Genomic DNA, 26892 nt, shown 5'->3' with positions numbered 1-26892 from the left:
TTCGCGGGTAAACCCGCTCCCACAGGGATCGCGCCGGCTTCGAAAAATGAGCAAGAGCAGTACCCTCACAATGGCCGCATGGGTCGCAAGCAGCCATTTAGCTGCAACAATCAGCCCATCTAAATGCTCATTTACGTCAAGTAGCTACTGCGGTTCGGTTCGACTCCCCTGTATCCTTGCCCATGCCAGGAATGGCTAAGTGCCATGGCCTTCAGCCAATGAGCGCCAGTCGAAATCCGGACTTCTCTCAGGTACTAACGTGAAGCGTGACATTCATCTCGTTGTCCTTTTGCTATCGGTCATTGGTTGTTCACTCGCTTCATTGACGCTATGGAAGGTCATGGCTTCACGTGAACGCGTACTGGAAGATATCAACACCCACAGCCTGAACCTCACCCAGGCGCTTTCCACCTACTCCGAAGGCATCGTGCGGCAAAGTTCGCTGATCCTGCTCGGCCTGGTGGAGCGCCTGGAAACCGAGGGTAGCGGGCTGGCACAGATTGAGCGGCTGAGCCAGCTGATCGACCGGCAACAACCGCTGATGCCACAGTTGAGCGGCATTACCGTGTACGCCCGGGACGGGCGCTGGCTGATGTCGTCCAATCGCCCGATCCCGGCCGGTGCCAACAGCAGTGACCGGGCCTACTTCATCCATCACCGCGACGACCCTTCGCGCGAATCGTTCATCGGCCTGCCCATCCGCAGCCGTGCCAACCAGGAATGGGTGATCACCATCAGTCGTCGCTTCAACGATGCCAGCGGCGAATTCGCCGGCGTGGTGGCGGTGACGCTGGGGGTCGAGAACTTCCTGCATCTTTTCGGCCAGATCGACGTCGGCCGTGAGGGCGCCATCGGGCTGTCCTATACCGACGGCGCATTGCTGGTGCGCTACCCGTTCCGCGAGCAGGACATGGGGCGCAACTTCTCCCAGTCACCGATCTACACCAAGTACCTGGTCGACAAGTCGGTCGGCACCGCCTCGTTCACCTCCAGCCTGGACGGAGTCGAGCGCCTGTATGCGTTTCGCAAGAGTGACCAGCTGCCGCTGGTGACCACCGTCGCCCTGGGGCAGCATGAAGCACTGGCAGCCTGGCGGATGGAGGCACAACTGTCGTTGCTGGTGGTGTGCGCGCTGCTGGGCCTGACCGGCACCATCGGCTGGCTGCTGATCCGCGCCATGCGCCGGCGCAGCCTGGCCGAAGGTAACCTGAGGGTGGCCCAGCAACAGCTGCTCGACAGCAACCAGCAGCTCGAACGCCTGGCGATGCACGATGCCCTGACCGGGCTGGCCAACCGCCGCAGTTTCGACCAGGCCCTGGCCCAGGAAACTGCAAGGGCCCGGCGCAGCGCCGGTGCCCTGAGCCTGCTGATGATCGATATCGATCACTTCAAGCGCTACAACGACACCTATGGCCACCCGGCCGGTGATGCCTGCCTGCACCTGGTGGCCAAGCGGCTATCGGCGTGCTTGCGTCGCCCTCCCGATCTGCTGGCCCGCTATGGCGGCGAGGAGCTGGCCGCGATACTGCCCGGCACTGACAGTGCCGGCGCGGTCATCGTCGCCCAGGCAATGCTCGAATGCCTGAACAAGGAACCTATCGCCCACCAGCACAGCCCGTTTGCCCAGGTGACCGTGAGCATTGGCATCGCCTGCGCGCCGGGTGCTGAACTGGACAGCGAGCAAACCCTGCTCGCGCGCGCCGACCAGGCGCTGTACCGGGCCAAGGGCGCAGGCCGCAACTGTGTGCACATCGGCTGAAACCAGCAGCCAGGGCGCCGGCGATTGAAAATCCAGACTAAGGTTGTCTAGTGTCCTGTCTCGGAAATACGTTCTCTTTTGGCGAGTGGCTCGGGTGTTCGGCCAAGGCGCCGCGACGAGTCATAGCAGGGCTATGGCGAGGAGTGGCAACGCGGGCCGGGCGCCCGAGACGCCGCCAAAAGTGAACAGCTTATTTCCGAGACAGGACACTAGCGCCTTCAGGAGACCGCACATTGGCCATAAGCGCTGACATCACAGGTCATCATGCCGAGCAACCGCAAGCCACAGCGCAGACCGTGCTACTGCTGGCCTGTGGCACCGGCAACCGTCTGGCATTCGAGGCACTGTACCGCACCACCTCGGCCAAGTTGTTCGGTATCTGCCTGTACTACCTGAGCAACCGGGCCGAGGCAGAAGAAGTCCTTCAGGAGACCTACACCAGTGTCTGGCTCAAGGCCGCAAGCTTCGATCCGGCGCTATCCAGTGCCAGCACGTGGATGGCTTCGATTGCCCGACACAAGGCAATCGACCGACGCCGTTCGCGGCACATGCACGAACCTCTTGAAACCGTCGCCCAGTGGCCCACGCAGGATTCGGTGGTGGACAGCGTCGAGCGCGATCACCAAGGCAGTGCCCTGGAACGCTGCCTTGCAACACTTGAGGAAGACCAGCAGCGCTACATTCGTGTGGCATTTTTCGAAGGCTATTCCTACGCTGAACTGGCTGAACGTCACAGCGTCCCCCTAGGGACAGTGAAGAGCTGGATTCGCCGTGGGCTCATCAGACTGCGTGTGTGCCTTGGCCTATGAACGAACACGAACTTCCCCCGGACGATGATCGCGATCTTCTGATCGCCGAGTACGTGCTGGGCGTGCTTGACCACCAAGCCTGCGCAGAGGTGGAGGCGCTGGCCGCGCGCGACCCAGCCGTGCAAGCCGCCGTGGCTGCATGGCAGCGCCAGTTCGAGGGCTGGCTGGGTCAGGTACCTGAGGCCAACCCACCTGAGCACACCTGGCAGCGGATCGAAGCGCAACTGTTCCCGAATGACCCTTCAACGCAGCAAACTCGCCGTGGCGGGTGGCACAGCGTCGGCTTCTGGCGCTGGACCACTGCGGCCCTGGCTGCCTGCCTGATCGTCGCTGTCATCACCCTCGGCATGCCTGAGCACCGGGTAGCGCCAACACTGCTGGCCCGCCTTGAGCAAAGTGACGGTGATGTCCTGTTTACCGCAACGGTTCGACCTGGCGACCGCGCGGTGCTGTTCGTGCCCACCCGTGCCTCGTACTGGAAGGACCTCAGCGCCCAAGCCTGGCTGATCGGCAAGGATGGCAAACCGCACTCGCTGGGCCTGCTCCCGGCGAATGCGGCCGCTGGCCTGGCCATTCCAGCGGAACTGGCGGCATCACTGGGCGATGGTGCAGCGCTGGCCGTATCGCTGGAGCCTGAAAACGGTTCACCTACAGGCCTGCCCACCGGCCCTGTCATCGCTCAAGGAAAAATATCGTCGCTGTGATGCATCCGTTTGCCGGGCTGCTCCGTATATTCCTCACCTTCATTCGAAGGGTCGAATAATCGAGGAGATGCATCATGCTCAGCTTTGCTCAACGCCTCGCAAAAACCTGCCTGGTCGCCCTGTGCCTTGTGGCATCCAATGGCTATGCCGCAAGCCTGCCACTGGTAGGCGGCGCGCCGATGTACCCGGACAAGACCATCGTTGAAAACGCGGCCAACTCCAAGGATCACACGACACTGGTGGCAGCTGTCAAAGCCGCCGGCCTGGTAGATACCCTCAACGGCAAAGGCCCGTTCACCGTCTTCGCGCCCACCAACGAAGCCTTCGCCAAACTTCCGGCAGGCACGGTGGACACCTTGGTGAAACCGGAACACAAGGCCGACCTCACGAAGATCCTGACCTACCACGTGGTAGCAGGTACGCATACGGCCAAGCAACTCATGGACGAGGCCAAGATGCATGGCGGCAAAACCACGCTGACCACCGTCCAGGGTGAACCGCTCACCGTGATGCTCCACGGCAGCAAACTCTGGTTGATGGACGCCAAGGGAGGCAAGGCAGCGGTTACCATCGTCGATGTGATGCAATCCAATGGCGTGATCCACGTCATTGATACTGTGCTGATGCCCAAATAGGTAGGCCGCCTTGCGACGGCCCGCATTGGGCCGCCGCAAGTTGCACCGCCTTTCGATCAAGCCCGCTCGTAGAGAATGTTCAGAAGGTAGCGACACCCCTGGGTGGGGTCGGCGATGTAACTCACAGGCAGGTCAACGGCGAACTCAAGCACATCACCCGCCGCCATCGTGTAGCTGTCGTCACCGTAGCGGACCTCCAGCCTCCCCTGCAGCACCCAGACTCTTTGGTGGTAGGGGTTGCTGTGCCACTGAGGGTAATCGACCCGGGTCGCGGCTGGCAGCGTTATCTCGATGAGTTCGCTGCTGCCAGATGCCCTGCGCTCTGCTACCTGCCTACGGATGTAACCGGTCTGGCTGTCCTGCCAGGTTGGCTGGTCTGCCTGGCGCCTTAGGATCGAGTTTGGGGGTGAACTTTCCTCTTTGAGCAGATCAGTCAGAGATACACCCAAACCTGCTGCCAATCGCCCCAGGACAGCAGCCGTCGGGCTACTTTCAAGTCGTTCGATCTTCGAGATCATGGCTTTGCTGACGCCGGCTTTTTCGCCCAGCTGCGCCAGGCTCAGGCGCTGTGCCTGGCGAAGTGCCGCAAGCCGTTCTGCTATCACCTGGTCAACCGTCATCTGCCTTCTCTTTTTCAGAAATCCTATTTAGGATACGAATCGTATCACATAGTGGAATTTAAGAAGGCGCCATGATCAACTCGGTGTACTGCACAGAGGAACGGCATTCAGCCGCGATCCTCGAGATCTTCAATCATGCAATCCTGACGTCCACAGCGCTGTACGACTACAAGCCCAGGAGCCCTGAGTCGATGGTCGGCTGGTTTGAAACCAAACGGCGAAACCACTTCCCGGTGCTGGGTGTCGAGGATGACGCCGGCAGGCTGCTCGGCTTTGCCAGCTACGCTACCTTCCGGGCATGGCCTGCTTACAAGTACAGCGTTGAGCACTCGATCTACATCCACCATGAATGCCGTGGCCAGGGGCTGGGGAAGCTGCTGATGCAGAAGCTGATCGAGGAGGCTATCGCGCGGGATGTCCACACCATGATCGGCGGGATCGATACGACCAACCTGGGCAGTATCGCGCTGCATGAGCGGCTCGGCTTTGTCGAGGCGGGCGTGATCAGGCAAGCGGCCTACAAGTTCGGCAAATGGCTGGACCTGGGGTTCTACCAGCTGATTTTGCAGACGCCGTTGGTACCCGACGAGGATTAAAGGCTGGGGCGAGGGGGCTCAAGTCTGACCGAGCCCACAGAGCGCTTTCGTCCCATGACAGACGCCAGAATAAAGTCGAACATCCATTTTGTGTGATCAAGCGCCAGTAATCAGCGGCTGAAAATCGGGCTTTTCGGCGTGCCCAAGCCGCTCATTTCTGGCTGATGAGCAACTTGTTCGGAGTTTCCCTATCAAGTGCGTTTTATCGATCAGTCTATTTTCTGCGGGACCTCTCAGTCCAAATTAAGCCCCGCCCTCCCCTAAGCCCCTGATTTTAATAGTCGTCATTCCAAAATCTGTTGGCCGCCGATGGGATCAACGGTCAACCGCCCCATCGCCCCGCGTGCCCCGCCAGCCGAGCCCAGGCCGGTAATGCCGGGCCGGCCTGCGGCAGCAGGCGCAGCGCCACGTCGCGACGCCCCAGCAGCTGCACCAGCTGGACCAACTGCGGACGCAAGGCGCCGGCATACAAGGCGCGCATTTGCGCCAGATCCAGCCCGCTGATGTCCATCAACCAGCGAACTACCGGGGCCGGGCACGGCCGCCCCTGCAACGCCCGGTGCAGGTAGGGCAAGGCGATGCGCATGCGTGGATGGTAACGCTGGACGAACTGCTCCAGGCGCCGGCCCTGCCCGGTAAAGGGTGCGAAGGCCTGGCAGACCAACTGGTCCTGGCTGGCGCCGTAACTGTCGAGCAGGCGTTCCTGCGCCTGCTGCTGCAGCTCCTGCCCCTGGGGCCAGGGTAGCGGCCGTTCGACGATGCGCTGGAACGCGGCTTGGCTGCCATCGCGGTAATTACGCTGCTCGATGTACTGGGCGTACAGCCCGCGGGCATGGGCCAGCGGCAGCGGGTCGAACAGCCCGGCGGGGCCGTGCACCTCGCAGGGCAAGCCCTCCTTGCGCCCCAGCATGCGCTCCAGCAGCCCGCCTTCGTCCAGGTTGTGCAGCACAGCTTCCAGCGCCACCACCTGCAAATCATTGCCCGCCGCACGCTGCGCCATCGGCGCGGGCTTTTGCAGCGCCAGGGCCAGCACGTGGTGCAGTTGCATCAGGCCTTCGGCCAGCCCCCCGACACCGTGGGGGAGCGTGGTGGGCGCGTTTTGTGTCACAGCCCGCAGGCAGCGCCGCCCCCAGGCCATCAGGCGCAGGCGCTGCCTGGGCGGGGTCACGGTCAGCAGCGCGTCCACGCCGGCGCCGGCGGTCAGCGCCTGGTCCAGCACCGAGGCCAGCTCCAGGTAGGCCCTGGCCCCCAGCAACACCTCGGGCCGCCCGCCGCCCAGGTGGCCGAACAATAGCCAGGCATTGCGTGCCGCGTCACGCTGCTCGCTGCAGGCTACCGGCCGCGCGCTGTAGGGGCCGACCTGGCCTGCGTCGGCGCGCAACAGCTCCACCCGCGGGTCGTCATGCAGAAACAGCGCACCGAAACACTGGTCGTGGGCCGCCAGCGTGGCGCTGTCCAGGCCCGGCGAGCGGGCCACCAGCACCCGCAGGTGAAAGCTGTCGTGGTGGCGTACCGCCAGGCTCAACTGGGCGGCGCGCAGGTAGGCCAGCAATTGGGCACTGCGCCGGTCGGCGCCATGCAGCACCAGGGTGCGGAAGTTGCCGATATGTTCCGGCCCGCCTGCAATCACCAGCAGGCGCTGCATCAGCAACTGCACCGAGGCGCGCTGCGCCTGGTTCATGTGGGCCAGCAGGCGCTCCAGCACCTGCTGATGGACGTAGTGCATGGCTTGGTCGTGCGGGGTGTGGTTCATCTGATCTTCACCTTCCTGGATTGGTCCGATCGAAGGCCCGAGTTTGCCAGATGAAGATCAAGCTCAACTTGCAGGAAATTTCCGATAATCGTGAAGGAACATGGAGTTTTTTCGGAACTGTGCAGCGCGAAAATTCCGAAAAAAAGCCCGGGACAATGCCCGGGCTTTCGGTACAAGCCAGCGCTACTCAGGGTTGCGCCATATCCAGCACCACCCGCCCGCCACAGGGGCACTCGTCCATGTAGCGATGGGCTTCGACCACCTGGCCGAACGGGTACACCTTGATGATCTGCGGCGTCAGCAGTTGGTCAGCGGTGAACTGGTTGATATCGCGCAGGGCGCGCTGCAGCGCAACCTGGTCCTGGGCGATGCCCAGCTCCGGCTTGCCGGTGAAGTTGCCGATGCAGTGCACATGGAACTGGATATTCTTGCGAAACGCTGCACAAGCCGGGAACGGTGTCTGGTTGCCGCCCTGCAGGCCATACAGCACCAGGCTGCCGCGCGGCGCCAGTACATCACCCAGCAGCGACATCTGCGGGCCGCCCATGCCATCCAGCACCATGTCGACGCCACGGCCGTCGGTGTACTTGCCCACCTGCATCAGCAGGTCCTGCTCTTCGGTGACTATCACCTTTTCGGCGCCAAGGCCCAGCAGGTACTCGCGTTGCTCCGGCTCCTTGGTGGCAGCGAACACCCGTAACCCCAGGGCCTTGCCCAACTGTACGAAGGCCGGCCCCGCGCAGTGGCTGGCATCGGTGATCAGCGCAGTCTGCCCGGCCTTGGCCCGGGCCAGGTCGACGTAGGCAAAATAGGCGATCAGCAGCGGCGTGTAGTGCACGCTGGCCTCGATCGGGGTGAGCACGTCGGGGTAACGGGTGATGGCACTACGCGGCAGCACGATAACATCGCCGTACACCGGGTGGTCGTTGGCGCTGGTGGCCGGGAAGCTGGCTACCCGGTCGCCCACCGCAATATCGTCAACGCCTTCGCCGACCGCCGTGACCACACCGGCCATTTCGTGGCCGATGCCCGCCGGCAGGCGCGCTTGAGAGGGGGCCAGGTTCTGCCGCCAGAGCACGTCATACCAGCTCACGCCAATGGCTTGAACGCGAATCTGCAGCTCGCCGGCGGCCGGGGACGGCTCGGCCTGCTCTTCGCAGCGCAACACGTCGGCCTGGCCGAACTTGTGGAAACGGATCATGCGGGACATCGCATACCTCGCCTTTGTGAACCTCGTATTACCATGGACTTTATCCGGGCTTGGCGCCGAGGGCCATCAGTGGCCGTTAATAGTCGACATGCCTGTCATTGATTGGGCCCCTGACAATTATGTGCATTGGCACCCGGAAATCGGTGCAGGGTAACAGCCTTTGCCCGTAAGATTCACCCCTGCACCACTTCCAGGCGAGCCGCACCGAATGAATCGTAACGACTTGCGTCGCGTAGACCTCAACCTGCTGATCGTGTTCGAGACGCTGATGCACGAGCGCAGCGTGACCCGTGCCGCCGAGAAACTGTTCCTCGGCCAGCCGGCGATCAGCGCCGCGCTGTCGCGCCTGCGCAACCTCTTCGACGACCCGCTGTTCGTGCGCACCGGGCGCAGCATGGAGCCTTCGGCGCGGGCCCACGAAATCTTCGCCCTGCTGTCGCCGGCGCTGGACTCGATCTCCACCGCAGTCAGCCGCGCCGCCGAGTTCGATCCGGCCACCAGTACCTCGGTGTTTCGCATCGGCCTGTCGGACGACGCCGAGTTCGCCCTGCTGCCGCAACTGCTCAAGCGCATCCGCGCCGAGGCACCCGGCATTGTGCTGGTGGTGCGCCGGGTCAACTACCTGCTGATGCCCGCCCTGCTCGCTTCGGGCGAAATCTCGGTGGGTGTGAGCTACACCAGCGACCTGCCGGCCAACGCCAAGCGCAAGGTGCTGCGCCGCAGCAAGCCCAAGCTGCTGCGCGCCGACAGCGTGCCCGGCAGCATCACCCTGGACGATTTCTGCGAGCGGCCCCATGCGCTGGTGTCGTTCGCCGGCGACCTGTCGGGGTTCATCGACGAGGCGCTGGATGAAATCGGCCGCAAGCGCCATGTGGTGCTGGCGGTGCCGCAGTTCAACGGGCTGGGGAGTTTGCTCGCCGGGACCGATATTGTTGCCACGGTGCCGGACTATACGGCCGATGCACTGACCGCAGCGGGAGGGTTGCGGGCCGAAGACTTGCCGATGGAAGTACGCAGTTTCGAGCTGCACATGGCTTGGCGGGGGGCGCAGGATAATGACCCGGCAGAGCGGTGGTTGCGGTCGCGGATACAGATGTTCTTTGGCGACCCTGACAGTCTCTAACCTTAACGCCAACAGGTCATCAAGCCTCCCCTGACCGGGTCTTGCTCAGGGCCAGGCACTGCAACGATGCGCGCCAGCATCCGCCGGTGTACCGAGCTGTCGGGCCGCTGAATGTCGTAATCTTCCTGCCCATGGGGATAAGCGCCCACCACCTGGAAATCATCACTGCTCTCGACACAGCAATGCCCCGTGCCCGCCGGCAGCACCAGCACATCGCCCCGCTTCACACTCACCGTCTGCCCTGACGCCCCACCCAGTGTTACCCGTGCCCGCCCGCTGGCTACGCCCAGTGCTTCGTGTGCATTGGGGTGAAAATGGTGGTAATCGAAGATCCCGCCACGCCACAGCGGCGTCCAGCGGTGAGCCGCGAACAGCGCTTCGAAGGCACTGGCGGCATCCGGGTACGGTTCGACCTGCAGGTGATAGAGCAATACGGGTAAACGGCTGTTCGGTGTGGCGCCGTCATCTTCGAAATACAAGGTCTGCACGCTCGCATCGGCAGTGTCGATAGCCTTCATGGGGGGGCCTCCTGATGCTGTTGTCCGTACAGTTGCGAACCTGCGGCCACGCCTAAGGTTCCACTCGGTAGCCCCGCGTGCACACGCTTGAAACTTTCCCAAGCAAGGCCAAGTCCAGACCCCTATCGATCACAGGACGGGTGAAGACAATGACCAGCACGGTAGGCGACTTTCTGGTGGAACGCTTGTATCAATGGGGCGTGCGGCGCATCTTCGGCTACCCCGGGGACGGCATCAACGGCATGTTCGGCGCGCTGGCCCGGGCCGACGGCAAGATTCAGTTCGTGCAGGCGCGCCATGAGGAAATGGCTGCGTTCATGGCCAGTGCCCACGCCAAGTTCACCGGCGAACTGGGTGTCTGCATCGCCACCTCCGGCCCAGGCGCGTCGCATCTACTGACCGGCCTGTACGATGCGCGCATGGATCACCAGCCAGTGCTGGCCATTGTCGGCCAGCAGGCGCGTGCGGCGCTCGGCGGGCACTATCAGCAGGAGCTGGACCTGCTGTCGATGTTCAAGGACGTCGCCGGGGCCTTCGTCCAGCAGGCGTCGACGCCTGAACAGGTGCGTCACCTGCTCGACCGCGCAGTGCGGACCGCCGTTGGCGAGCGCAGGGTCACCGCCATCATCCTGCCCAACGACCTGCAGGGCCTGCCCTACCACGAGCCAGCCAGAGCCCACGGCACGCTGCACTCGGGCGTTGGCTACAGCAAGCCCAGGGTGGTGCCATTCGAGCAAGACTTGCAGCGTGCCGCCGAGGTACTCAACGCGGGGCGAAAAGTGGCGATCCTGGTAGGCGCTGGCGCACTGCAGGCCACCGAGCAGGTGATCGCGGTGGCTGAAACACTCGGCGCCGGGGTGGCCAAGGCGCTGCTGGGCAAGGCAGTTCTGCCCGATGACTTGCCCTGGGTCACCGGCGCCATCGGCCTGCTCGGCACCGAGCCGAGCTATCAACTGATGAACGAATGCGACACCTTGCTGATGATCGGCTCCGGCTTCCCCTATGCCGAATTCTTGCCCAAGGAAGGCCAGGCCCGCGGCGTGCAGATCGACCTGCAACCGGACATGCTCAGCCTGCGCTACCCGATGGAGGTCAACCTGGTCGGCGATGCCAGCGAAACCCTGAGCGCCCTGCTGCCGCTGCTCGAGCACAAGGGCGAGCGGCGCTGGCGCGACAAGGTCGAAAGATGGCGCGCGCACTGGGACAAGACCCTGGAGAAACGCGCGCTGGTCAAAGCCGACCCGATCAACCCCCAGCGCGTGGTGCATGAGCTCTCCCCTCGCCTGCCCGACCGGGCCATTGTCACCAGCGACTCGGGCTCGTGCGCCAACTGGTTTGCCCGCGATCTGCAAATCCGCCAGGGCATGCAGTGCTCGCTGTCCGGCGGACTGGCCAGCATGGGCGCGGCGGTGCCCTATGCCATCGCCGCCAAGTTCGCCCACCCGCAGCGCAGCGTGGTGGCACTGGTGGGCGACGGCGCGATGCAGATGAACAACCTGGCCGAGCTGATCACCGTGGCCAAGTACTGGCGGCAGTGGGAGAACCCGCAGTGGATCTGCGCGGTGTTCAACAATGAAGACCTCAACCAGGTGACCTGGGAGCAACGGGTCATGGAAGGCGATCCCAAGTTCGAAGCTTCGCAGTCGATCCCCGATGTGCCTTATCACCTGTTCGCGATTTCGATCGGCTTGCAGGGCATCTACGTAGAGCGCGAAGAAGACATTGCCGGCGCCTGGGAACGCGCGCTGGCGGCTGACAGGCCGGTATTGATCGAATTCAAGACAGACCCGAACGTGCCCCCACTGCCGCCGCACATCAAGCTGGAACAGGCGAAGAAATTCGCCAGCACCTTGCTCAAGGGCGACCCGGATCAGGCCGGCGTCATCGTGCAGACCGCCAAGCAGGTCCTGAGCTCAGTGCTGCCCGGCAAAAAATAGCGATGGCAGGAGCCCGCGCGCAGGCGCGGGTTTATACGTTATCTGGCGTGCTTCTAGGTTGTTCGCGCTGGCGGTACCACCACGCGCCGCACCGTTCGCAGCACTGGCAAGGCGATGTCAGGCTTTTCACGCTCCAGCCAGGGGCCGCAAAGCCGGCAAGCGGCTGTGGATTGCGTTGATGTTGAAGGTGGCTATTTTCAGCGCTTTCATGCGTCCGGGTCGCTCACATGGGCGCTCACTGCATCCTCCAACGCCCGTATGTGCGCCTGGTCGGCCAGCTCCTTGAGCGCCAGCCAGTCATCCCAGTCGATGGCGCCGTCGTCGCGCAGGGCCTCGGCCGTGCGGACCAGTTCATGGTGGTAGGCATCCGGCGACTCGCGCCGGTAGCTGATGTCGTCGTACTGTGCGTACCAGGCCTCAAGTTCGGGGATGCTGCGTTCGATGCTCATGGGAACGTCCTCGCTTTACCATTACAGGTCAGAGCCTTGGCATAGCGTGATGTTCAACTCCAGTGTGCGGCTCTGAAGCCAATGCGGTGATAGCTCGTTGCCTCCAAGCGCCTTCACGGCTTTGACCCCTTATGAACCAAGGTCGAGTAGTGCCGGTCATCTGTAACAGGAGATTGAAACGGGTGGGATACAGCGAATGGTTTCATTTGACCTGCACAGGATGCTCATTGGCGAGTTCCCGCTGACCTTTCTATTGGAGGTCGCCCTTCGCGTTTCAGCGGCTTTTCTAGCCGTGTTTTTCTTTCTGAAATTCAGCGGTCGGCGTGGCATCAGACAACTGTCCCGATTCGAGCTCGTGGTTATCCTCACCTTGGGATCGGCCGCAGGCGATGTGACCTTTTACGAAGATGTACCTCTACTCCCGGTCGCATTGGTTTTTCTCACGCTTTTGCTGCTGTATCGCGCAACCGTCTACCTGATGAGGCGCAGCAGAACATGCGAGGCCTGGATCGATGGTTTACCCATCACGGTGGTAAAGGACGGCATGTACGAGATCCATTCGCTGCGCAATTTGAACATCTCGTCCAACGAGCTGTTCATGGAACTGCGCCAACAAGGTGTAGAGCATCTCGGCCAGGTGCGCCTGGGCCTGTTGGAGACCGATGGCGACCTCAGCTTGTATTTTTACAACCCCGAGGACACTCGTCCGGGCCTGTCAGTCCTGCCGGTTGAACACCGTCCAGAGTACCGGGCGCCGCCGAACGCTGGCCTGCACTGTTGCGTCAGCTGCGGCTTCCCGACCTTCCTTGAACCTCAGGACTCGGCCGTGTGTGAACGTTGCGGGCATAACATCTGGTCACCGGCGCTGGATAGCTTACGCAACCGCTAGGCCACCTCGACCTGAGTGCGTATGGGTCGGGCAGGCACCCCTGACATTTTGTGACTGAAGCGCAAGTGGCCGCCCATTGGTCAGCCTTTCTGAATTCGCAGCATCGTGTTTGAACTTCGCGCTCGATAAATAGCCTCCCCTTTCAGGCCCATTGAAAACGGAGACTCAACCATGAGTGCACAACTGAGCGGCAAGCGCGTGGCCTTCCTGGTCACCGATGGTTTCGAACAGATAGAACTGACCGGCCCGCGTGAAGCCTTGGAGCAAAGCGGCGCCGTGGTCGACATCCTGAGTGATAAGGAAGGAAATGTACGCGGCTGGAACCATGACAAGCCCGCTGACGAATTCGCCGTGGATGCAACGTTCGACAGTGCCCACCTGGATCTCTACGACGCCATTGTGCTACCTGGCGGCGTGCAGAATTCCGACACCATCCGCCTGATACCCGGCGCTCAGGAGCTGGTGAAAAGCCACAACTCGGCTGGCAAGCCGTTGGCAGTCATCTGCCACGGTGGCTGGCTGCTGGTTTCGACCGGCCTGGCCAAGGGCAAACGAATGACCAGCTACAAGACATTGCAGGACGATATTCGCAACGCTGGCGGGGATTGGGTTGATGAAGAGGTGGTGGTGGATGGCAACCTGATCACCAGCCGCAAGCCGGACGACATCCCCGCCTTCAACGAACAGTTGATCAAAGCCTTGGCTGGCTGAGCCTGTTCCAGCACATCGGCCCCCTTTCCTGGGGGCCGCATTTACGCCCGATGAGGCGTTTCACGCCAACTGGATGTACACCGAGTAGCTACCCAACAGCAACCAGAACACCAGGAAGATCCAAGGTGTACGCAGGGAAAACAGCAACGACTTTCGATGCCCTGCCCGGGAGGTCTCAGCCTCGCAGAACAGCGGCGACTCATCGTACGCCAACCCCATCATGGGCTCGCTCTGGAGCAAGTGGCTTTGCTTGAGCTGCCAGTGATCAATGATGTTGTACGCCGCCCGGATTCCAGGCCAGGCATTGAGCGAGCTCAACACACCCAGCAAAGCGAGGAACGCTGGCACGATCAGCGTGAACATTTCCCCCCACCCTTGATTGAGGTTGCCCATGGAGGACACGAACGCGATGACCAGAAAGGACTGGGCAGCCAGGTAGGCGTCGGTGCGATTGGCCAAAATGCTGGTTTCGTACTGGATCTCACGCCGGTAAAAGTCCAGACGTTCTTTGGGAGAGCCGAACATCCTGGCGTTGTGTTCGCTGATTTCATGCTCCGAGGTTGCGGGGGTAATGATTCGAGGCACTTGTTCCTCCTGCAATGCGGCTCCCGGCGAGAAGAGCGCAAGGAGAACAGTTCGTGTAGAGCCCGCGATGCAATTTGAAATTCAATTCGCATTCGAGCAGCGCACCGCTCGTCGTACCGGGTGCACATCCAACCCAACGCACAGGAATTCGATGCTTCGAAACGGTATGAGCGTTCTCAACTGCAGGAGCTTCTACCATGCGAGACTTTCCTACTCCGCCCTTCCCTTCACAGCCACAAAGCGTTCCGGGTTCACAACGCAAGATGGAGCCTTATCCAGACTGCGGTGAGCAGTCGTATACCGGCCACAACCGGCTGGAAGGAAAGATTGCGCTGATCACCGGTGCTGACAGTGGTATCGGGCGAGCGGTCGCCATCGCCTATGCCCGCGAGGGTGCTGACGTAGCTATCTCTTATCTCAATGAACATGAAGACGCGCAGGAAACCGCGCGCTGGGTAGAATCTGCAGGCCGACAATGCCTCCTGCTGCCCGGCGACCTGGCGCAGAAACAGCACTGCCATGACATCGTTCAGAAGACCGTCGAACAGTTCGGTCGCATCGACATCCTGGTCAACAACGCAGCCTTCCAGATGGCCCATGAGACCCTGGAAGAGATCGACGATGATGAATGGGTGAAAACCTTCGACACCAACATCACCGCCATCTTCCGGATCTGCAAGGCGGCACTGCCCTCCATGCCGAAGGGCAGCTCGATCATCAACACCAGTTCAGTCAACTCCGATGATCCATCACCAAGCTTACTGGCCTATGCCGCGACCAAGGGTGCCATTGCCAACTTCACGGCGGGCCTGGCGCAGTTACTAGGGAAGAAGGGGATCCGGGTGAACAGCGTTGCGCCTGGCCCCATATGGACGCCTTTGATCCCGGCTACCATGCCCGATGAGGCCGTGAAGAACTTCGGCTCCGGTTATCCCATGGGACGCCCTGGACAGCCCGTGGAGGTCGCGCCAATTTACGTGCTGCTTGGCTCTGATGAGGCAAGCTACATCAGTGGGTCACGTTACGCTGTCACCGGCGGTAAACCGATCCTCTGACGAAAAAGCGGCTCGCCCAAAAAGGCGAGCCTTACCCCTAATGCCAGTCAGTTAAGGTTTGATCTTCGGTAATTGGGGCCGCTTTGCGGCCCATCGCGGGCAAGCCCGCTCCCACAGGATTGCGCAATGTCTAAAGTTTGCGCTGCACCTGTGGGAGCGGGCTTGCCCGCGATGGGCTGCAAAGCAGCCCCAATTGGCTTAACTGACTGGCATTAGCCTTACCCCTGATTTTCAGGGGCGGGGGAAACTCCACTTTTTTGCTGCCCGTGCTCACGTGCGGTTTTCTGGGCCGTAGAGTCATGAGGTGTACCGGACGAGCCATCCGGACGATGCGCATCGTTATCCCGCTCCTCTTCGCCGTTCGGCTTTGTTTGCGAGCCTGGTTTCTGTGGTGGGGCTTCTTTGTTCATGCTGCTCTCCTACCCTTTGCTGTGTTCGGGTGAAGTCGGCCCGGTGCCGCGCTTGATCCCACGCGGCCCGGCCACTCCCCAGATGGCCAGCCCGACGATGGGCAGTACCACCAGTATCAACGACCACATCACTTTGGTTGCGTCAGACTTGTCGCTACGGAAAACGCTGACGATTGCCCATAGGTCAACCAGCAAGATAATCGCCGCTATGGCTATCCAGAAGTACATGACAGGATCATTCATGATCGGTTCTCCCTCTGCCTTAGTGAATGGGCCGCACTGCTTACACGCAAATGCCGCCCCTATATCAAGGGAAGCCAGGGTGATTGGCAAAGTTCAGGCCAGGTTTACGGCATGGGATGGGCGGGCAAGGTTGCGTTCAACCAATCCCGCTGGGTTGCCTGCACCGCACAGATTTCACTGAGCATCGCGTGTTCACTGCGTCACCTCTTGAGCCGGATCAGTGGCGCTAATCACCATTGCTAGGGGCATTGCAAACTTGCAAATCGACGCGAAGGCCTTGAACGTGCTGGTAGTCCGCGCCGGCTATGGCTTTGAGAAAGCCACGGTCGGCGAGTCGCCGCAGGTCTCGCCATTCGCGCCAGTCAATGAGCCCTAGGCGGTCCATCTCGTCGACCTGGCGAAGCAGTTTTTCATGGTGGCTACTTAGGCAGTCGCGCCTGCACTCGACATCGTCATAAAGCGCAAACCAAAGGTTCACTGCAGCCATACGACGCTGCTCCTGGGTGATCTGCTGGGTGATCGCGTTCATGCTGCCTGCCCCTGCCCGCTTTGACTGTCGAGGCCGAGTGCGTGGCAAGGACCACTCGCAACAGGTTAACGGCATGACAGCCTTCAACCGCTGCGCAACACACCTCATCTGCATTGAACCCTTGCGCTTGTAGCCCACTCCACCCAGAGCAACCCTGATTTTCCCAGCCCCTGAAGAGGTGCCCCATGAACGCAATCGAACTGCTGATCCAGGACCATCAGCTGGTGAAAAAACTGCTCGAGGAACTACCGAGTGGCCGACTCGGTGTTGATCATGGTCGGCATCGACGCCGGCGGAGTACATGATGAATGACTGGATAGACTTTCTCGAATGGCCCGCGATGCTCCTTACGGTGCTGGCCGCCTGGTGCATCGGTTCGAGGCGCCCGGGCAGACGCAAGCTGGGCTTCTGCTGTTTCATCGCCAGCAACGTGCTTTGGGGGCTATGGGGATGGCAGGCACAGGCCTGGGCGCTGATCGTTCTGCAGGTCTGTCTATGCGTCATGAACCTGCGGGGCTGGAAGAAAAACACGGCGATGGAGCCAGGCTGAATGGGTCGTGCTTATGAGCGCCGTAAAATGTGGCGCCTAGGCCGTTCGTTCCACCCGTCAGTGCCATCGCACAGCTCGCCACGGGAGCACGACAAATAAATGGTGAACATCCCAAAGGAGCTACACCATGAAGATCATCAAAGCCCGCTCGTTGTTGTTGGCATTGTGTCTTGGCGCCAGTGCGCCGCTTGTGCTGGCAGCCACCGACATGAACGACCAACGCGCTCCAGGCACGCAAACGCAAGACAGCGGCCACATGAATGGCAATGGCGGCCCCACAGGTTCAGGCACGCCTGAAGATGGCATGGGTACCGGCTCTGGCGGTACCGAAAGCAATGGCACTGACAATACCGGCGGTGATGGCACCACCAACGGCTCAGGAACAGGCACCGGAAGCGGGAACGGTACGGGCACAAGCTCTGGCGGCGGCACCGGCGGTTCGAGCGGCTCCGGCGCTGGTGGCTCCGGTGGCGGCAGCTCCGGAGGTTGAGGGCTGAGTGCCCCATTCAAACGAGTGCGGTAGCGCCAGCGCGGGCAATCTGGGCGTCCTGATCGGCTTTAACCCCGGACACCCCCACGGCACCGACCACCTGGCCATCGATGATCAACGGCACACCGCCTTCCAGCGAGGTCAACAGCGGCGCCGACAAAAACGCACTGCGCCCGCCATTGACCATGTCTTCATAGGCCTTGGATTCGCGCCGGCCGAGCGCTGCGGTGCGGGCTTTTTCTACAGCGATGTAGGCACCGATGGGGGCGCAGGCCTCGACGCGCTGCAGGGCGATCGGGTGGCCGCCATCGTCAACCACGGCAATGGCGACGGCCCATTGGTTGGCCGCAGCTTCGGCTTCGGCGGCGCGCAGAATCAGGGTGGCCTCGTGCAGGCCCAATACCGGTTTGCTGTTCATCATGTCTCCAAGGTCAGGAACCAGTGGCACGTTGAGCGGGGCTGCCCAGCGCTTCGTCTACGATTTCGACCCAGTGCCGCACCGGGGTGCGCCCGGCACCGCCCAGGTGGCTTTGGCAGCCGATGTTGGCCGTGGCGATCACCTGGGGTGCGCCGCTTTCCAGGGCGTTGAGTCTGTTGTCGCGCAGCTGGCGCGACAGCTCAGGTTGGGTGATGGCGTAAGTGCCGGCCGAGCCGCAACACAGGTGGGCATCGGGCACCGCCGTGAGGTGAAAACCCAGCCGGGTGAGCACGCCCTCCACTGCGCCACCCAAACGCTGGGCGTGCTGCAAGGTGCAGGGGCAATGGAAGGCCAGCTTCAGGTCGGTGGCGATGCCCAGGGCCTCGAGGGGCGCCTTGGCCATGACTTCAACCAGGTCGCACGCCAGTTCGCTGATGCGTTTGGCTTTGCCGGCGTAGGCCGGATCATCCGCCAGCAAGTGGCCGTAATCCTTGACGAACGCACCGCAGCCGCTGGCAGTGAGCACAATGGCTTCGGCCCCTGCCGACACTTGCGGCCACCAGGCATCGATATTGCGCCGGGCCCGCTGCAGGCCTTTTTCCTGGGCATTGAGGTGGTAGTCGACAGCGCCGCAGCAGCCGGCCTCTCTGGCGGTTACGCAGCTGATACCCAGCCGGTCGAGCACCCGCGCAGTGGCGTTGTTGGTATTGGGCGACAGCGTGGGTTGTACGCAGCCCTCCAGCAGGATCACCCGGCGGACGAAGCGCGGCGCTGGGCGAATGCCCGCCGGCGCAACCTGACCGGGCACTTTGTTTTTCAGGGCTTGCGGCAGCAGCGGGCGCAGCGCCTGGCCGGTTTTGAGCAGCGTATGGAACAGCGCCGGGGTGGGTAACACCGCCCTCAACGCCCCGCGCAACGCGCGCTCGCCGAACGCGCGCGGCACCGCCTCCTCCACCACAGCCCGGCCGATATCCAGCAGGTTGTGGTACTGCACACCCGAGGGGCAGGTGGTTTCGCAGTTGCGGCAGGTCAGGCAGCGGTCCAGGTGTTCGCGGGTGCGTTCGGTAGGCACCTGGCCTTCAAGCACCTGCTTGATCAGGTAAATGCGCCCACGTGGGCCGTCAAGCTCGTCGCCCAGCAGTTGGTAGGTTGGGCAGGTGGCATTGCAAAAACCACAATGCACACAGCTGCGCAGTACTTTTTCGGCTTCGGCGCCACGCGCCAGGGCGCGGGCCTGGTCACTGAGTCGGGTTTGCATGGGTCAGAGCTCCGCGTACATCCGGCCGGGGTTGAAAATGCCTTGTGGGTCCAGGCTGGCCTTGAGTTGTTGGTGGTAGCGCAGTAACGCAGCAGGCAGCGGGTGAAATGGTGCGTGCTGGCCGCTGTAGCAAACGGCATGGCCGCCGGCGCCTGCCGCCATGGCCCGTACCTGCTCGGCGCTGGCATCGGTTTTCAGCCAGCGCTGGGCGCCGCCCCAGTCGGCCCATTGCTCACCCGCAAGGTTCAGGTTGCCGGCAGCCAAGGGCAGCGACAGGCGCCAAAGCGGCCGTGCATCCTGAAAGAACGGGGCACGCTGTTCTTTCAGCGCCTCCCAAAAACCGGGCTCTACGGTTTCGCAGCCCAACCGATCGCGAGCAGCGGCTACCGAGCCTTCACCGCCCTCAAGGCGCAGGTGCAGGGCCTCGCCATCGTGGCAGGCCGCGCTGATCGGCAGCGGCTGCTGGCCCCATTTGGCCAAGCGCTGCAAAGCCTCTGCAAGGTCAACCTGCAGGCGCAGGTTGGCCACCGCCCGTGCCTTGGGCAGCACTTTCAGGCTCACTTCGGTGATCACCCCCAGGCAGCCATGGCTACCTGCCAGCAAGCGCGATACGTCGTAACCCGCCACGTTCTTCATCACTTCGGCGCCAAACTTCAGGTGTTTGCCGTGGCCGGTGATCAAGCGGGTACCCAGGACGAAGTCACGTACCGAACCGGCCCAGGGCCTGCGCGGGCCGGCGAGGCCCGTGGCGAGCATGCCGCCGACCGTGGCGCCTGCCCCCAGGTGCGGCGGCTCACAGGGCAAGCACTGGCCCTGCTCGGCCAACACCGCCTCCAGCTCTTTCAAGGGCGTGCCGGCGCGCACGGTGATGATCAGCTCGGGAGGGTCGTAACTCACCACGCCCTGGTGGCTACGGGTATCAAGGGGCTGCCCCTGAACCTTACGCCCCAGGTGCAGTTTGCTCTGCCCACCGTGAATGAACAGCGGTGTACCAGCGGCAAGGGCGCCCTGCACCTGGTCCAGCAGTTGTGCACTGTTGTCGGCCATCAAAAGCGCTCCAGCTCAGGGAAAGGCAGTTGCCCATGGTGAATGTGCATGCTGCCGAACTCGGCGCAGCGGTGCAGGGTCGGGATGTTCTTGCCAGGGTTGAGCAGGCGGCGTGGGTCGAAGGCCGCCTTGATGGCGTGAAAGCAGGTCAGCTCATCGCTGTCGAACTGCGCGCACATCTGGTTGATCTTCTCGCGCCCTACCCCGTGCTCGCCGGTGATGCTGCCGCCCACCGCTACGCACAGCTCGAGGATTTTCCCGCCCAGTTGCTCGGCACGCTCCAGCTCGCCGGGAACGTTGGCGTCGAACAGGATCAACGGGTGCATATTGCCGTCGCCGGCATGGAACACGTTGGCGACACGCAGGCCGTACTCGGCTGACAGCTCGGCAATGCCGCGCAGCACGCCGGGTAGCGCGCGACGCGGGATGGTGCCGTCCATGCAGTAGTAATCGGCACTGATGCGCCCTACGGCCGGGAAGGCATTCTTGCGGCCGGCCCAAAAACGTGTGCGCTCGGCCTCGTCGCGGGCCAGGCGCAGTTCGGTGGCGCCCGCATCGCGCAGCACGGTCTCCACCCGCTCGCAGTCGTCGTGCACATCGGCCTCTACCCCGTCCAGCTCGCACAGCAAAATCGCCTCGGCGTCCACGGGGTAACCGGCATGGATGAAGTCTTCGGCGGCGCGGATGGCCAGGTTGTCCATCATCTCAAGCCCGCCGGGGATCACCCCGGCAGCGATGATGTCGGCAACGGCGGCGCCGGCTTTCTCTACCGAGTCGAAGGCCGCCAGCAGCACCTTGGCCACCTGCGGTTTGGGTAGCAGTTTGACGGTTACCTCGGTGACGATCCCCAACATGCCTTCGGAACCTGTGAACAACGCCAGCAGGTCGAAACCCGGGCAATCCAGTGCATCGGCACCCAGGGTCAGCGGCTCACCCTCGACGGTGAGAATTTCAACCTTGAGCAGGTTGTGCACCGTAAGGCCGTATTTGAGGCAGTGCACGCCGCCGGCGTTCTCTGCCACGTTGCCACCAATGGAGCAGGCGATCTGCGAGGAAGGGTCGGGCGCGTAGTACAGCCCATAAGGCGCCGCCGCCTGGGAAATGGCCAAATTGCGCACGCCGGGCTGCACCCGGGCGTAACGCTGTGCCGGGTTGACTTCGAGAATACGGTTGAAGCGCGCCATCACCAGCAGCACGCCCTGCTCCAACGGCAGCGCACCACCCGACAGGCCTGTGCCCGCACCACGGGCCACCACCGGCACACCCAGCGCGTGGCAAACCTTGAGGATGGCCTTGACTTGCGCCAACTGCTCGGGCAGCACCACCAGCATGGGGGTTGTACGGTAGGCAGAAAGGCCGTCGCACTCGTAAGGGCGCAGGTCTTCCTGGGTGTGCAGCACGGTCAGGCCCGGCACGTCGCGTGCCAACGCCTGGAGCACATGCTGTTTGGGAACGCGCGGCAACTCACCGTCGACGCGCTCGTCGTAAAGGATAGTCATGGCCGGCCTCGGTTTTTGTTGTTGTACGGGCCTTGCAACCAGCCCTTGAGCCCGATCATTAACACTTCGCCGCAGGCCGTCCAGCGCTAACAACACTGGTCCTACCAGTTTTTTTGAAGGGCCACCGGGCAAACCCTTTGAAAGCCCCATGAAAGCTGGTTTGATGGCGCTTCAAATTAGAATTTCAAGTGCACGACAACTGGTCATACCAGCAAGGAGTTCGACAGTGGGCCAGCCACTCCCCCAGCACATTGCCGACAAGGTCGCCGAACAGATCGAGCAACTGATCGTCGACAGCGTGCTCAAGCCCGGCCAGTTGCTTCCGTCCGAACGAAACCTGTGTGACCGGCTGCAGGTCTCGCGCTCGGTACTGCGCGAAGGGCTGCGCATTCTGCGGGGCCGCGGGATCATCGACACGCACCAGGGCAAAGGCTCCTACGTGGCCGACCTCACACAACACAACCAGACCCCGCTGATGCACCTGTTCAGCGCCCAGCCCAGGACCCTGTATGACCTGCTGGAGGTACGCGCGCTGCTCGAGGGTGAGTCGGCACGCTTGGCCGCGGTACGCGGCACCCAGGCAGACCTTGTGCTGATCACCCGCCGCTACGAAGAAATGCTCAAGGCCCACGCCGCGCCCGAGGGGCTGAGTTCGCAAGAGCATGCGCGGCTCGACCACAGCTTCCACCTGGCCATTTGCGAGGCGTCGCACAACCCGGTGCTGGTGCATACCCTGCGCTCGCTCACCGACCTCATGCTCAGTTCGGTGTTTGCCGCGGTGAACAACCTGTACCACCGCCCCGAGCAGCTGCATGTGCTCGACAAGCACCACAGCAAACTGTACCGCGCCATTCTCCAGCGCCAGCCGCAAGCAGCAGAAAAGGCCGCCCGCACGCATATTCTGGATATCAGCGAGCGGTTGAAGGAGCTTGAAAACGAAGAGCAACGGCTGGTGCGCGCAACCTTGCGGCTGGAAGGCTGGTAAGCCCGTCACGCACCTGTGCAGGTTCAAGCTGATCAGTGCCGACAATGACCAACCAGAACATATTTCCGGTCTGCACGCCCATCGTTACCACGAGAGGAAAGCCTGCAAGCCGAACGCCAAATCGCCCACATGGCCTGTGCCTGGCTGAGCTCCGGCGGTTCACTACCGTGAATGGCACATCGATGCCCCCACCCCGATCACTGGCCCACACCGCTGATCGCCATTTCTTATCCCCTTGATAAAAATCTTGAGGCAGCACGATCCGGGCTTTTAGTTGAACAATCGGGGCAGTCATACGACGACGTATGTCAAATAACAAAAAAGGTGACCCCCCATGCCCCCTTCTCAGATACCAGTGGACGTTGCTGTCCCAATCTTCGCTCCAGGCGCTCATGGCGCCCCCTGGGTAACGACCTGCCAGGAGGCGCCATGAAAACACTGATCGATAGCTACTTTCTGGTGCTCAAGACACTGGTGGTGGCCTGCCTGATCGGCATCACCTGCCTGATCTTCACCAACGTCGTGCTGCGCTATGGCTTCAATTCTGGCCTGTTCTTCAGCGAAGAAATCTCCCGCCTGGCGTTTGTCTGGCTGGTCTTTGCCGGCGCGCAGCTGATGCTCCACGAAAATGGCCATATCGGCGTCGACATCCTCACCCGCCGTGTCAGTGCCCCCGTGGCAAGGTGCCTGCTGGCGCTGACCCAGGTGCTGATGCTGTATGTCACCTGGTTGTTCCTGGACGGCAGCTGGAAGCAGACGGTGATCAACCTGCACGTCGGCGCACCGTCCACCGGGGTCTCCATGGCCCTGTTCTACGGGGCCGGCCTGGTCTTCTCGATCAGCAGCGCGCTGCTGATAAGCATCCAGCTGGTCAGGAACCTCACCGGCACCCTGCCTGCGCCAACCCCGTCCGCCGAACATGGAGCAGTCGAATAATGGCCCTGTCTGTCTTCGTCGGCGTGCTGATGGCCGCCATTCTGGTCGGTGTACCCATCGCCTATGCCCTGATTCTGTGCGGCGTCGCACTGATGTGGCTGCTGGGTTTGTTCGATGGACAGATCATCGCGCAGAACATCATCAACTCGGCCGGCAGTTTCCCGCTGCTGGCCATTCCGCTGTTCATCATCGCAGGCGAGGTAATGAACACCGGCGGCCTGTCAAAGCGCATCATCAAGCTGGCCATTACCTTGGTGGGCCACCTGCGAGGCGGGCTTGGCTATGTCACGATCTTCGCCGGCGTACTGCTGTCGAGCCTGTCGGGGTCGGCGCTGGCCGATGCCGCATCGCTGACCGCCCTGCTGCTGCCGATGATGGCCATCGCCGGCTACAACCGTAACCGCTCCGGGGGCCTGATCGCATCGGTGTCGGTACTGGGTTCGATCATTCCGCCGAGCATCGGCTTCGTGGTACTGGGTGTCGCCTCCGGGCTTTCGATCACCAAACTGTTCCTCGCCGGTATCGCACCGGGCCTGATGATCGCCGCCGCGCTCGTGGTTGCCTGGTGGTTGATGACGCGGCGCAACGACGATGTCGAGTTGAGCCCCAAGGCCAGTGGCAAAGAACGCCTCAGGGCGCTGATGGACAGCTTCTGGGCCCTGATGCTGCCGGTGATCATCGTCGTCGGCCTGCGCTTCGGCGTGGTCACCCCGACCGAAGCAGGTGCTGTGGCCAGCATCTATGCGCTGCTGGTTTCCTCGTTGATCTACCGCGAGCTGAGCCTCAAGTCGCTCAATGAACTGCTGCTGCGCGCCGGCAAAACCACCGCAGCGGTGATGTTCCTGGTGGCCGCCGCCTCGATTCCGGCGTGGATGATCACCATTGCCGATATCCCCGGGCAGATCATCGACCTGATCCAGCCGGTCATGGACGACCCGCGCCTGCTGATCGTCGTGCTGATGCTGCTGATTCTGGTGATCTCGATGGTCATGGACCTGACGCCAACCGTCTTGCTGCTCGCACCGATCCTGGTGCCGGTGGTAAGCGCTGCGAACATTGACCCGATCTATTTCGGCGTGCTGTTCATGATCAATTGCTCGATCGGCCTGATCACCCCGCCGGTGGGCACAGTGCTCAATGTGGTCTGCGGCATCGGGCGCATGCGCTACGAAGAACTGCTCAAGGGCACCTTCCCGTTCCTGATAGCCGAAATCATCGTGCTGGCCCTGCTGGTCATCTTCCCCGACCTGGTCACCGTCCCTGCGCAGTGGTTCGGCCACTGACACCCCATAACAAAAAAGGTACCCACCATGAAGAAACTAGCCCTGATTGCCGCACTGTTGCTGTCCAGCAGCCTGAGCATGGCCGCGGACTACAACAGCCGCGTCATCAAGTTCGCCGCCACCAGCCCCAAAGGCACACCGCCGGCAATCGGCATGGAGCTGTTCGCCAAGGAAGTCGCTCAGCGCAGCGGCGGCAAGATCAAGGTCCGCACCTTCCCCAACGGCGTGCTGGGTGGCGATGTACAAGTACTGTCGTCATTGCAAGGCGGTGTGGTGGAAATGATGACCTGGAATGCCGGGTTGATGATCAACCATGTCCCGGACTTCGGCATTCTCGACTTCCCCTTCCTCTACAACGATACGGCCAAGGTCGATGCCATGCTCGATGGCGAGGTGGGCAAGATGCTGACCGACCAGTTGCCCGAAAAAAACCTGGTCGGCCTGGCTTTCTGGGAGCTTGGCGTGCGCAACCTGACCAACAACGTGCGCCCGGTGAGCAAGCTTGAAGACATTGCCGGGCTGAAAATCCGCGCCCAGCAATCGCCGCTGTTTCTGGATGTCTGGCGGGCGCTGGGGGCCAACCCCACACCGCTGCCTTTCACCGAGGTCAACACGGCCCTGGAAACCCACACGGTAGACGGCCAGGAGAACCCAGCGTCGCTGATTCTGGCTTCGCGCTTCAATGAGGTGCAGAAGTACCTGAGCCTGACAAAACACAACTACAACCCGCAGATCGTGCTCATCAGCAAGACATTCTGGGACACCTTGAGTGCTGACGAGCAGCAACTGCTGGCGGAGGTTGCCCAGCATGTGCGCCTGGAGCAACGCCGGATCTCCCGCGAGGCGGACGTCAAAGCCATCGCCGAATTGCAAAGCAGCGGCATGCAGGTCAACGACCTGGCGCCCGAAGAGGTCGCACGCATTCAGGAAAAGATCCGCCCGGTGGTCGACACCTATGCCGAGCAAATCAACCCCGAGCTGGTGAGCAAGGTTTACCAGGCCATGGGCTACCAGCCGAAGTGACACCAACCGCGCCGCGCGCAGCGGCGCCTTTCAACTGCCATGAAGGACTAGCATGAAGATTTCCGTAGCCCAGATTCACCCGGTGGCTGGCAACCCGGCCTTGACTGTCGAAAAAGTCGCCACACTGGCCCGCCAGACCGCTGCCGAAGGCTCGCGCCTGATCGCCTTTGCCGAATGCCTGATCACCGGCGGTGCCTTCGACAGCCGTGAAGACCTCGAGCGCGGCGCCATTACCCTCGACGCCCTGTCGCCTCTGCTGGAGGTGTCGGCGCAAACCGGCATCCTTATCGTGGTCGGCTTCTACGAGCGGCACGCCGACCAGGTGTTCAATACCGCTGCACTGATCGGCGCGCAGGGCATCATTGGCCTGCACCGCAAGCGCCACCTGCCGTTCATGATCGGCGACCGCTTCACCGACCGCCCCGACGAGTGGACGCCGCCGGTCTTCGACACCGACATTGGCCGCATCGGCTTGGCCATCTGCTACGAAATCCGTTTTCCCGAGGTGGTACGCACCCTGGCCCTGGAAGGCGCCGACATCGTCGTGCTACCCGCCGCCTGGCCCGAGCAGGCGCGCATGCTGCCGGACCTCTTCAGCACCGTGCGTGCGGCCGAGAACATGGTGTATTTCGTCGCCCCCAACCGCAACGACATGGACGAAGGCATGCAGTTCATCGGCACCAGCCACATCATCGAGCCGTCGGGCAAGACCCTGGTGCGCGCCGGGCTGGAGGACGGTGTTTACAGCGTCGAAATCGACCTGGCCAAGGCCCGCAACAAGTCGCTGATCCGCGACCCGGGCGTGTTCGAAGTGCATCCGTTCCGCGACCGGCTGCCCGAAACCTATCGCATCTGACGTACAAGGCCT

General features: G+C 62.3%; 30 protein-coding genes and 1 pseudogene. 17 read left to right on the top strand and 14 right to left on the bottom strand.

Annotation, left to right across the window (positions count from 1 at the left end; translation table 11 throughout):
* Positions 1 to 259: 259 nt before the first annotated feature.
* From KSS93_RS16010 to KSS93_RS15995, 4 genes are all read left to right on the top strand, one after another.
* Positions 260 to 1759, top strand: coding sequence for a sensor domain-containing diguanylate cyclase (locus KSS93_RS16010; protein WP_217884962.1), 1500 nt, complete (start codon positions 260 to 262; stop codon positions 1757 to 1759).
* 233 nt (positions 1760 to 1992) lie between these two features.
* The gene (locus KSS93_RS16005) at positions 1993 to 2568 is read left to right on the top strand and encodes a sigma-70 family RNA polymerase sigma factor (protein WP_217884961.1); all 576 of its coding nucleotides are present in this window, start codon (positions 1993 to 1995) and stop codon (positions 2566 to 2568) included.
* Complete coding sequence (locus tag KSS93_RS16000; protein WP_217884960.1) at positions 2565 to 3272, top strand: anti-sigma factor; 708 nt, start codon at positions 2565 to 2567, stop codon at positions 3270 to 3272. Before KSS93_RS16005 ends, KSS93_RS16000 begins: the two co-directional genes overlap by 4 nt.
* Before the next feature lie 179 nt (positions 3273 to 3451).
* On the top strand, positions 3452 to 3907 hold the full coding sequence (locus KSS93_RS15995; protein WP_263975050.1) for a fasciclin domain-containing protein: 456 nt from the start codon (positions 3452 to 3454) through the stop codon (positions 3905 to 3907).
* Positions 3908 to 3963: 56 nt separating this feature from the next.
* Here the strand turns inward: KSS93_RS15995 and KSS93_RS15990 are convergent, their stop codons facing one another.
* Positions 3964 to 4527 carry a helix-turn-helix domain-containing protein gene (locus tag KSS93_RS15990; protein WP_217884958.1) on the bottom strand — a complete coding sequence of 188 codons (564 nt, stop codon included), beginning with the start codon at positions 4525 to 4527 and terminating at the stop codon, positions 3964 to 3966.
* A 71-nt stretch (positions 4528 to 4598) separates the two neighbouring features.
* Between KSS93_RS15990 and KSS93_RS15985 the strand changes: the two genes are divergently transcribed.
* The gene (locus KSS93_RS15985; protein ID WP_217884957.1) at positions 4599 to 5123 is read left to right on the top strand and encodes a GNAT family N-acetyltransferase; all 525 of its coding nucleotides are present in this window, start codon (positions 4599 to 4601) and stop codon (positions 5121 to 5123) included.
* 322 nt (positions 5124 to 5445) lie between these two features.
* Here the strand turns inward: KSS93_RS15985 and KSS93_RS15980 are convergent, their stop codons facing one another.
* Both KSS93_RS15980 and KSS93_RS15975 read right to left on the bottom strand, forming a co-directional pair.
* Positions 5446 to 6876, bottom strand: coding sequence for a hypothetical protein (locus KSS93_RS15980; RefSeq protein WP_217884956.1), 1431 nt, complete (start codon positions 6874 to 6876; stop codon positions 5446 to 5448).
* A gap of 187 nt (positions 6877 to 7063) precedes the next feature.
* Complete coding sequence (locus KSS93_RS15975; RefSeq protein ID WP_217843307.1) at positions 7064 to 8086, bottom strand: zinc-dependent alcohol dehydrogenase family protein; 1023 nt, start codon at positions 8084 to 8086, stop codon at positions 7064 to 7066.
* 208 nt (positions 8087 to 8294) lie between these two features.
* Between KSS93_RS15975 and KSS93_RS15970 the strand changes: the two genes are divergently transcribed.
* Positions 8295 to 9209, top strand: a complete 915-nt coding sequence (locus tag KSS93_RS15970) for a LysR family transcriptional regulator (protein WP_225917199.1) — start codon at positions 8295 to 8297, stop codon at positions 9207 to 9209.
* 2 nt (positions 9210 to 9211) lie between these two features.
* Here the strand turns inward: KSS93_RS15970 and KSS93_RS15965 are convergent, their stop codons facing one another.
* Positions 9212 to 9727, bottom strand: a complete 516-nt coding sequence (locus KSS93_RS15965) for a cupin domain-containing protein (RefSeq protein WP_217884955.1) — start codon at positions 9725 to 9727, stop codon at positions 9212 to 9214.
* A gap of 149 nt (positions 9728 to 9876) precedes the next feature.
* On the opposite strand from KSS93_RS15965, the gene KSS93_RS15960 reads away from it, so the two are divergent.
* Positions 9877 to 11664, top strand: a complete 1788-nt coding sequence (locus KSS93_RS15960) for a thiamine pyrophosphate-requiring protein (RefSeq protein WP_217884954.1) — start codon at positions 9877 to 9879, stop codon at positions 11662 to 11664.
* Between the two features lie 110 nt (positions 11665 to 11774).
* Here the strand turns inward: KSS93_RS15960 and KSS93_RS26535 are convergent.
* Positions 11775 to 11874 (bottom strand): annotated as a pseudogene (locus tag KSS93_RS26535) (exodeoxyribonuclease III); the annotation flags it as partial.
* Positions 11871 to 12113, bottom strand: coding sequence for a hypothetical protein (locus tag KSS93_RS15955; protein ID WP_217884953.1), 243 nt, complete (start codon positions 12111 to 12113; stop codon positions 11871 to 11873). The pseudogene KSS93_RS26535 and the gene KSS93_RS15955, both read right to left, overlap by 4 nt.
* Before the next feature lie 196 nt (positions 12114 to 12309).
* Here KSS93_RS15955 and KSS93_RS15950 point away from each other — a divergent pair, with 196 nt between their 5' ends.
* Entirely contained in the window at positions 12310 to 13002 is a 693-nt protein-coding gene (locus KSS93_RS15950; RefSeq protein ID WP_217884952.1) for a DUF421 domain-containing protein, read from the top strand.
* A 171-nt stretch (positions 13003 to 13173) separates the two neighbouring features.
* Entirely contained in the window at positions 13174 to 13713 is a 540-nt protein-coding gene (locus KSS93_RS15945) for a type 1 glutamine amidotransferase domain-containing protein (RefSeq protein WP_217884951.1), read from the top strand.
* Positions 13714 to 13773: 60 nt separating this feature from the next.
* Here the strand turns inward: KSS93_RS15945 and KSS93_RS15940 are convergent, their stop codons facing one another.
* A complete protein-coding gene (locus KSS93_RS15940) occupies positions 13774 to 14298 on the bottom strand; it encodes a hypothetical protein (RefSeq protein ID WP_217884950.1) in 525 nt (174 codons plus the stop codon).
* Between the two features lie 197 nt (positions 14299 to 14495).
* Between KSS93_RS15940 and KSS93_RS15935 the strand changes: the two genes are divergently transcribed.
* Positions 14496 to 15353 (top strand): SDR family oxidoreductase, encoded by an 858-nt coding sequence (locus KSS93_RS15935; protein WP_217884949.1) that lies wholly within the window; start codon positions 14496 to 14498, stop codon positions 15351 to 15353.
* Between the two features lie 218 nt (positions 15354 to 15571).
* Here the strand turns inward: KSS93_RS15935 and KSS93_RS15930 are convergent, their stop codons facing one another.
* The 3 genes from KSS93_RS15930 to KSS93_RS15920 form a co-directional block, all read right to left on the bottom strand.
* Complete coding sequence (locus tag KSS93_RS15930) at positions 15572 to 15763, bottom strand: hypothetical protein (RefSeq protein ID WP_217884948.1); 192 nt, start codon at positions 15761 to 15763, stop codon at positions 15572 to 15574.
* Between the two features lie 9 nt (positions 15764 to 15772).
* The gene (locus KSS93_RS15925) at positions 15773 to 16006 is read right to left on the bottom strand and encodes a PLD nuclease N-terminal domain-containing protein (protein WP_217884947.1); all 234 of its coding nucleotides are present in this window, start codon (positions 16004 to 16006) and stop codon (positions 15773 to 15775) included.
* 226 nt (positions 16007 to 16232) lie between these two features.
* Entirely contained in the window at positions 16233 to 16535 is a 303-nt protein-coding gene (locus KSS93_RS15920; protein WP_217884946.1) for a hypothetical protein, read from the bottom strand.
* Positions 16536 to 16839: 304 nt separating this feature from the next.
* Here KSS93_RS15920 and KSS93_RS15915 point away from each other — a divergent pair, with 304 nt between their 5' ends.
* Positions 16840 to 17085, top strand: a complete 246-nt coding sequence (locus KSS93_RS15915) for a hypothetical protein (protein WP_217884945.1) — start codon at positions 16840 to 16842, stop codon at positions 17083 to 17085.
* 127 nt (positions 17086 to 17212) lie between these two features.
* Entirely contained in the window at positions 17213 to 17575 is a 363-nt protein-coding gene (locus tag KSS93_RS15910) for a hypothetical protein (protein WP_217884944.1), read from the top strand.
* A 16-nt stretch (positions 17576 to 17591) separates the two neighbouring features.
* Here the strand turns inward: KSS93_RS15910 and KSS93_RS15905 are convergent, their stop codons facing one another.
* From KSS93_RS15905 to glcD, 4 genes are read right to left on the bottom strand one after another with little or no spacing between them, the layout of a single operon-like run.
* Positions 17592 to 17993, bottom strand: coding sequence for a heme-binding protein (locus tag KSS93_RS15905; RefSeq protein ID WP_217884943.1), 402 nt, complete (start codon positions 17991 to 17993; stop codon positions 17592 to 17594).
* A gap of 13 nt (positions 17994 to 18006) precedes the next feature.
* Positions 18007 to 19251, bottom strand: coding sequence for a glycolate oxidase subunit GlcF (gene glcF / locus KSS93_RS15900; RefSeq protein ID WP_217884942.1), 1245 nt, complete (start codon positions 19249 to 19251; stop codon positions 18007 to 18009).
* Positions 19252 to 19254: 3 nt separating this feature from the next.
* The gene (gene glcE / locus KSS93_RS15895; protein ID WP_217884941.1) at positions 19255 to 20298 is read right to left on the bottom strand and encodes a glycolate oxidase subunit GlcE; all 1044 of its coding nucleotides are present in this window, start codon (positions 20296 to 20298) and stop codon (positions 19255 to 19257) included.
* Entirely contained in the window at positions 20298 to 21797 is a 1500-nt protein-coding gene (glcD, locus tag KSS93_RS15890; protein ID WP_217884940.1) for a glycolate oxidase subunit GlcD, read from the bottom strand. Before glcD ends, glcE begins: the two co-directional genes overlap by 1 nt.
* Positions 21798 to 22023: 226 nt before the next feature.
* Here glcD and glcC point away from each other — a divergent pair, with 226 nt between their 5' ends.
* From glcC to KSS93_RS15865, 5 genes are all read left to right on the top strand, one after another.
* Positions 22024 to 22782: a transcriptional regulator GlcC gene (gene glcC, locus KSS93_RS15885; protein WP_217843226.1), complete on the top strand. Its 759-nt coding sequence runs from the start codon at positions 22024 to 22026 to the stop codon at positions 22780 to 22782.
* A 429-nt stretch (positions 22783 to 23211) separates the two neighbouring features.
* The gene (locus KSS93_RS15880) at positions 23212 to 23718 is read left to right on the top strand and encodes a TRAP transporter small permease (protein WP_217884939.1); all 507 of its coding nucleotides are present in this window, start codon (positions 23212 to 23214) and stop codon (positions 23716 to 23718) included.
* Positions 23718 to 25001 (top strand): TRAP transporter large permease subunit, encoded by a 1284-nt coding sequence (locus tag KSS93_RS15875; RefSeq protein ID WP_217884938.1) that lies wholly within the window; start codon positions 23718 to 23720, stop codon positions 24999 to 25001. Before KSS93_RS15880 ends, KSS93_RS15875 begins: the two co-directional genes overlap by 1 nt.
* A gap of 27 nt (positions 25002 to 25028) precedes the next feature.
* Complete coding sequence (locus KSS93_RS15870) at positions 25029 to 26024, top strand: TRAP transporter substrate-binding protein (RefSeq protein WP_217884937.1); 996 nt, start codon at positions 25029 to 25031, stop codon at positions 26022 to 26024.
* A gap of 52 nt (positions 26025 to 26076) precedes the next feature.
* Positions 26077 to 26880 carry a carbon-nitrogen hydrolase family protein gene (locus KSS93_RS15865; protein WP_217884936.1) on the top strand — a complete coding sequence of 268 codons (804 nt, stop codon included), beginning with the start codon at positions 26077 to 26079 and terminating at the stop codon, positions 26878 to 26880.
* Positions 26881 to 26892: the final 12 nt, after the last annotated feature.

The organism is Pseudomonas xanthosomatis, assembly GCF_019139835.1.
GTDB classification, from domain to species: domain Bacteria; phylum Pseudomonadota; class Gammaproteobacteria; order Pseudomonadales; family Pseudomonadaceae; genus Aquipseudomonas; species Aquipseudomonas fakonensis.
This window is presented reverse-complemented; position numbering and strand designations above follow the sequence as displayed.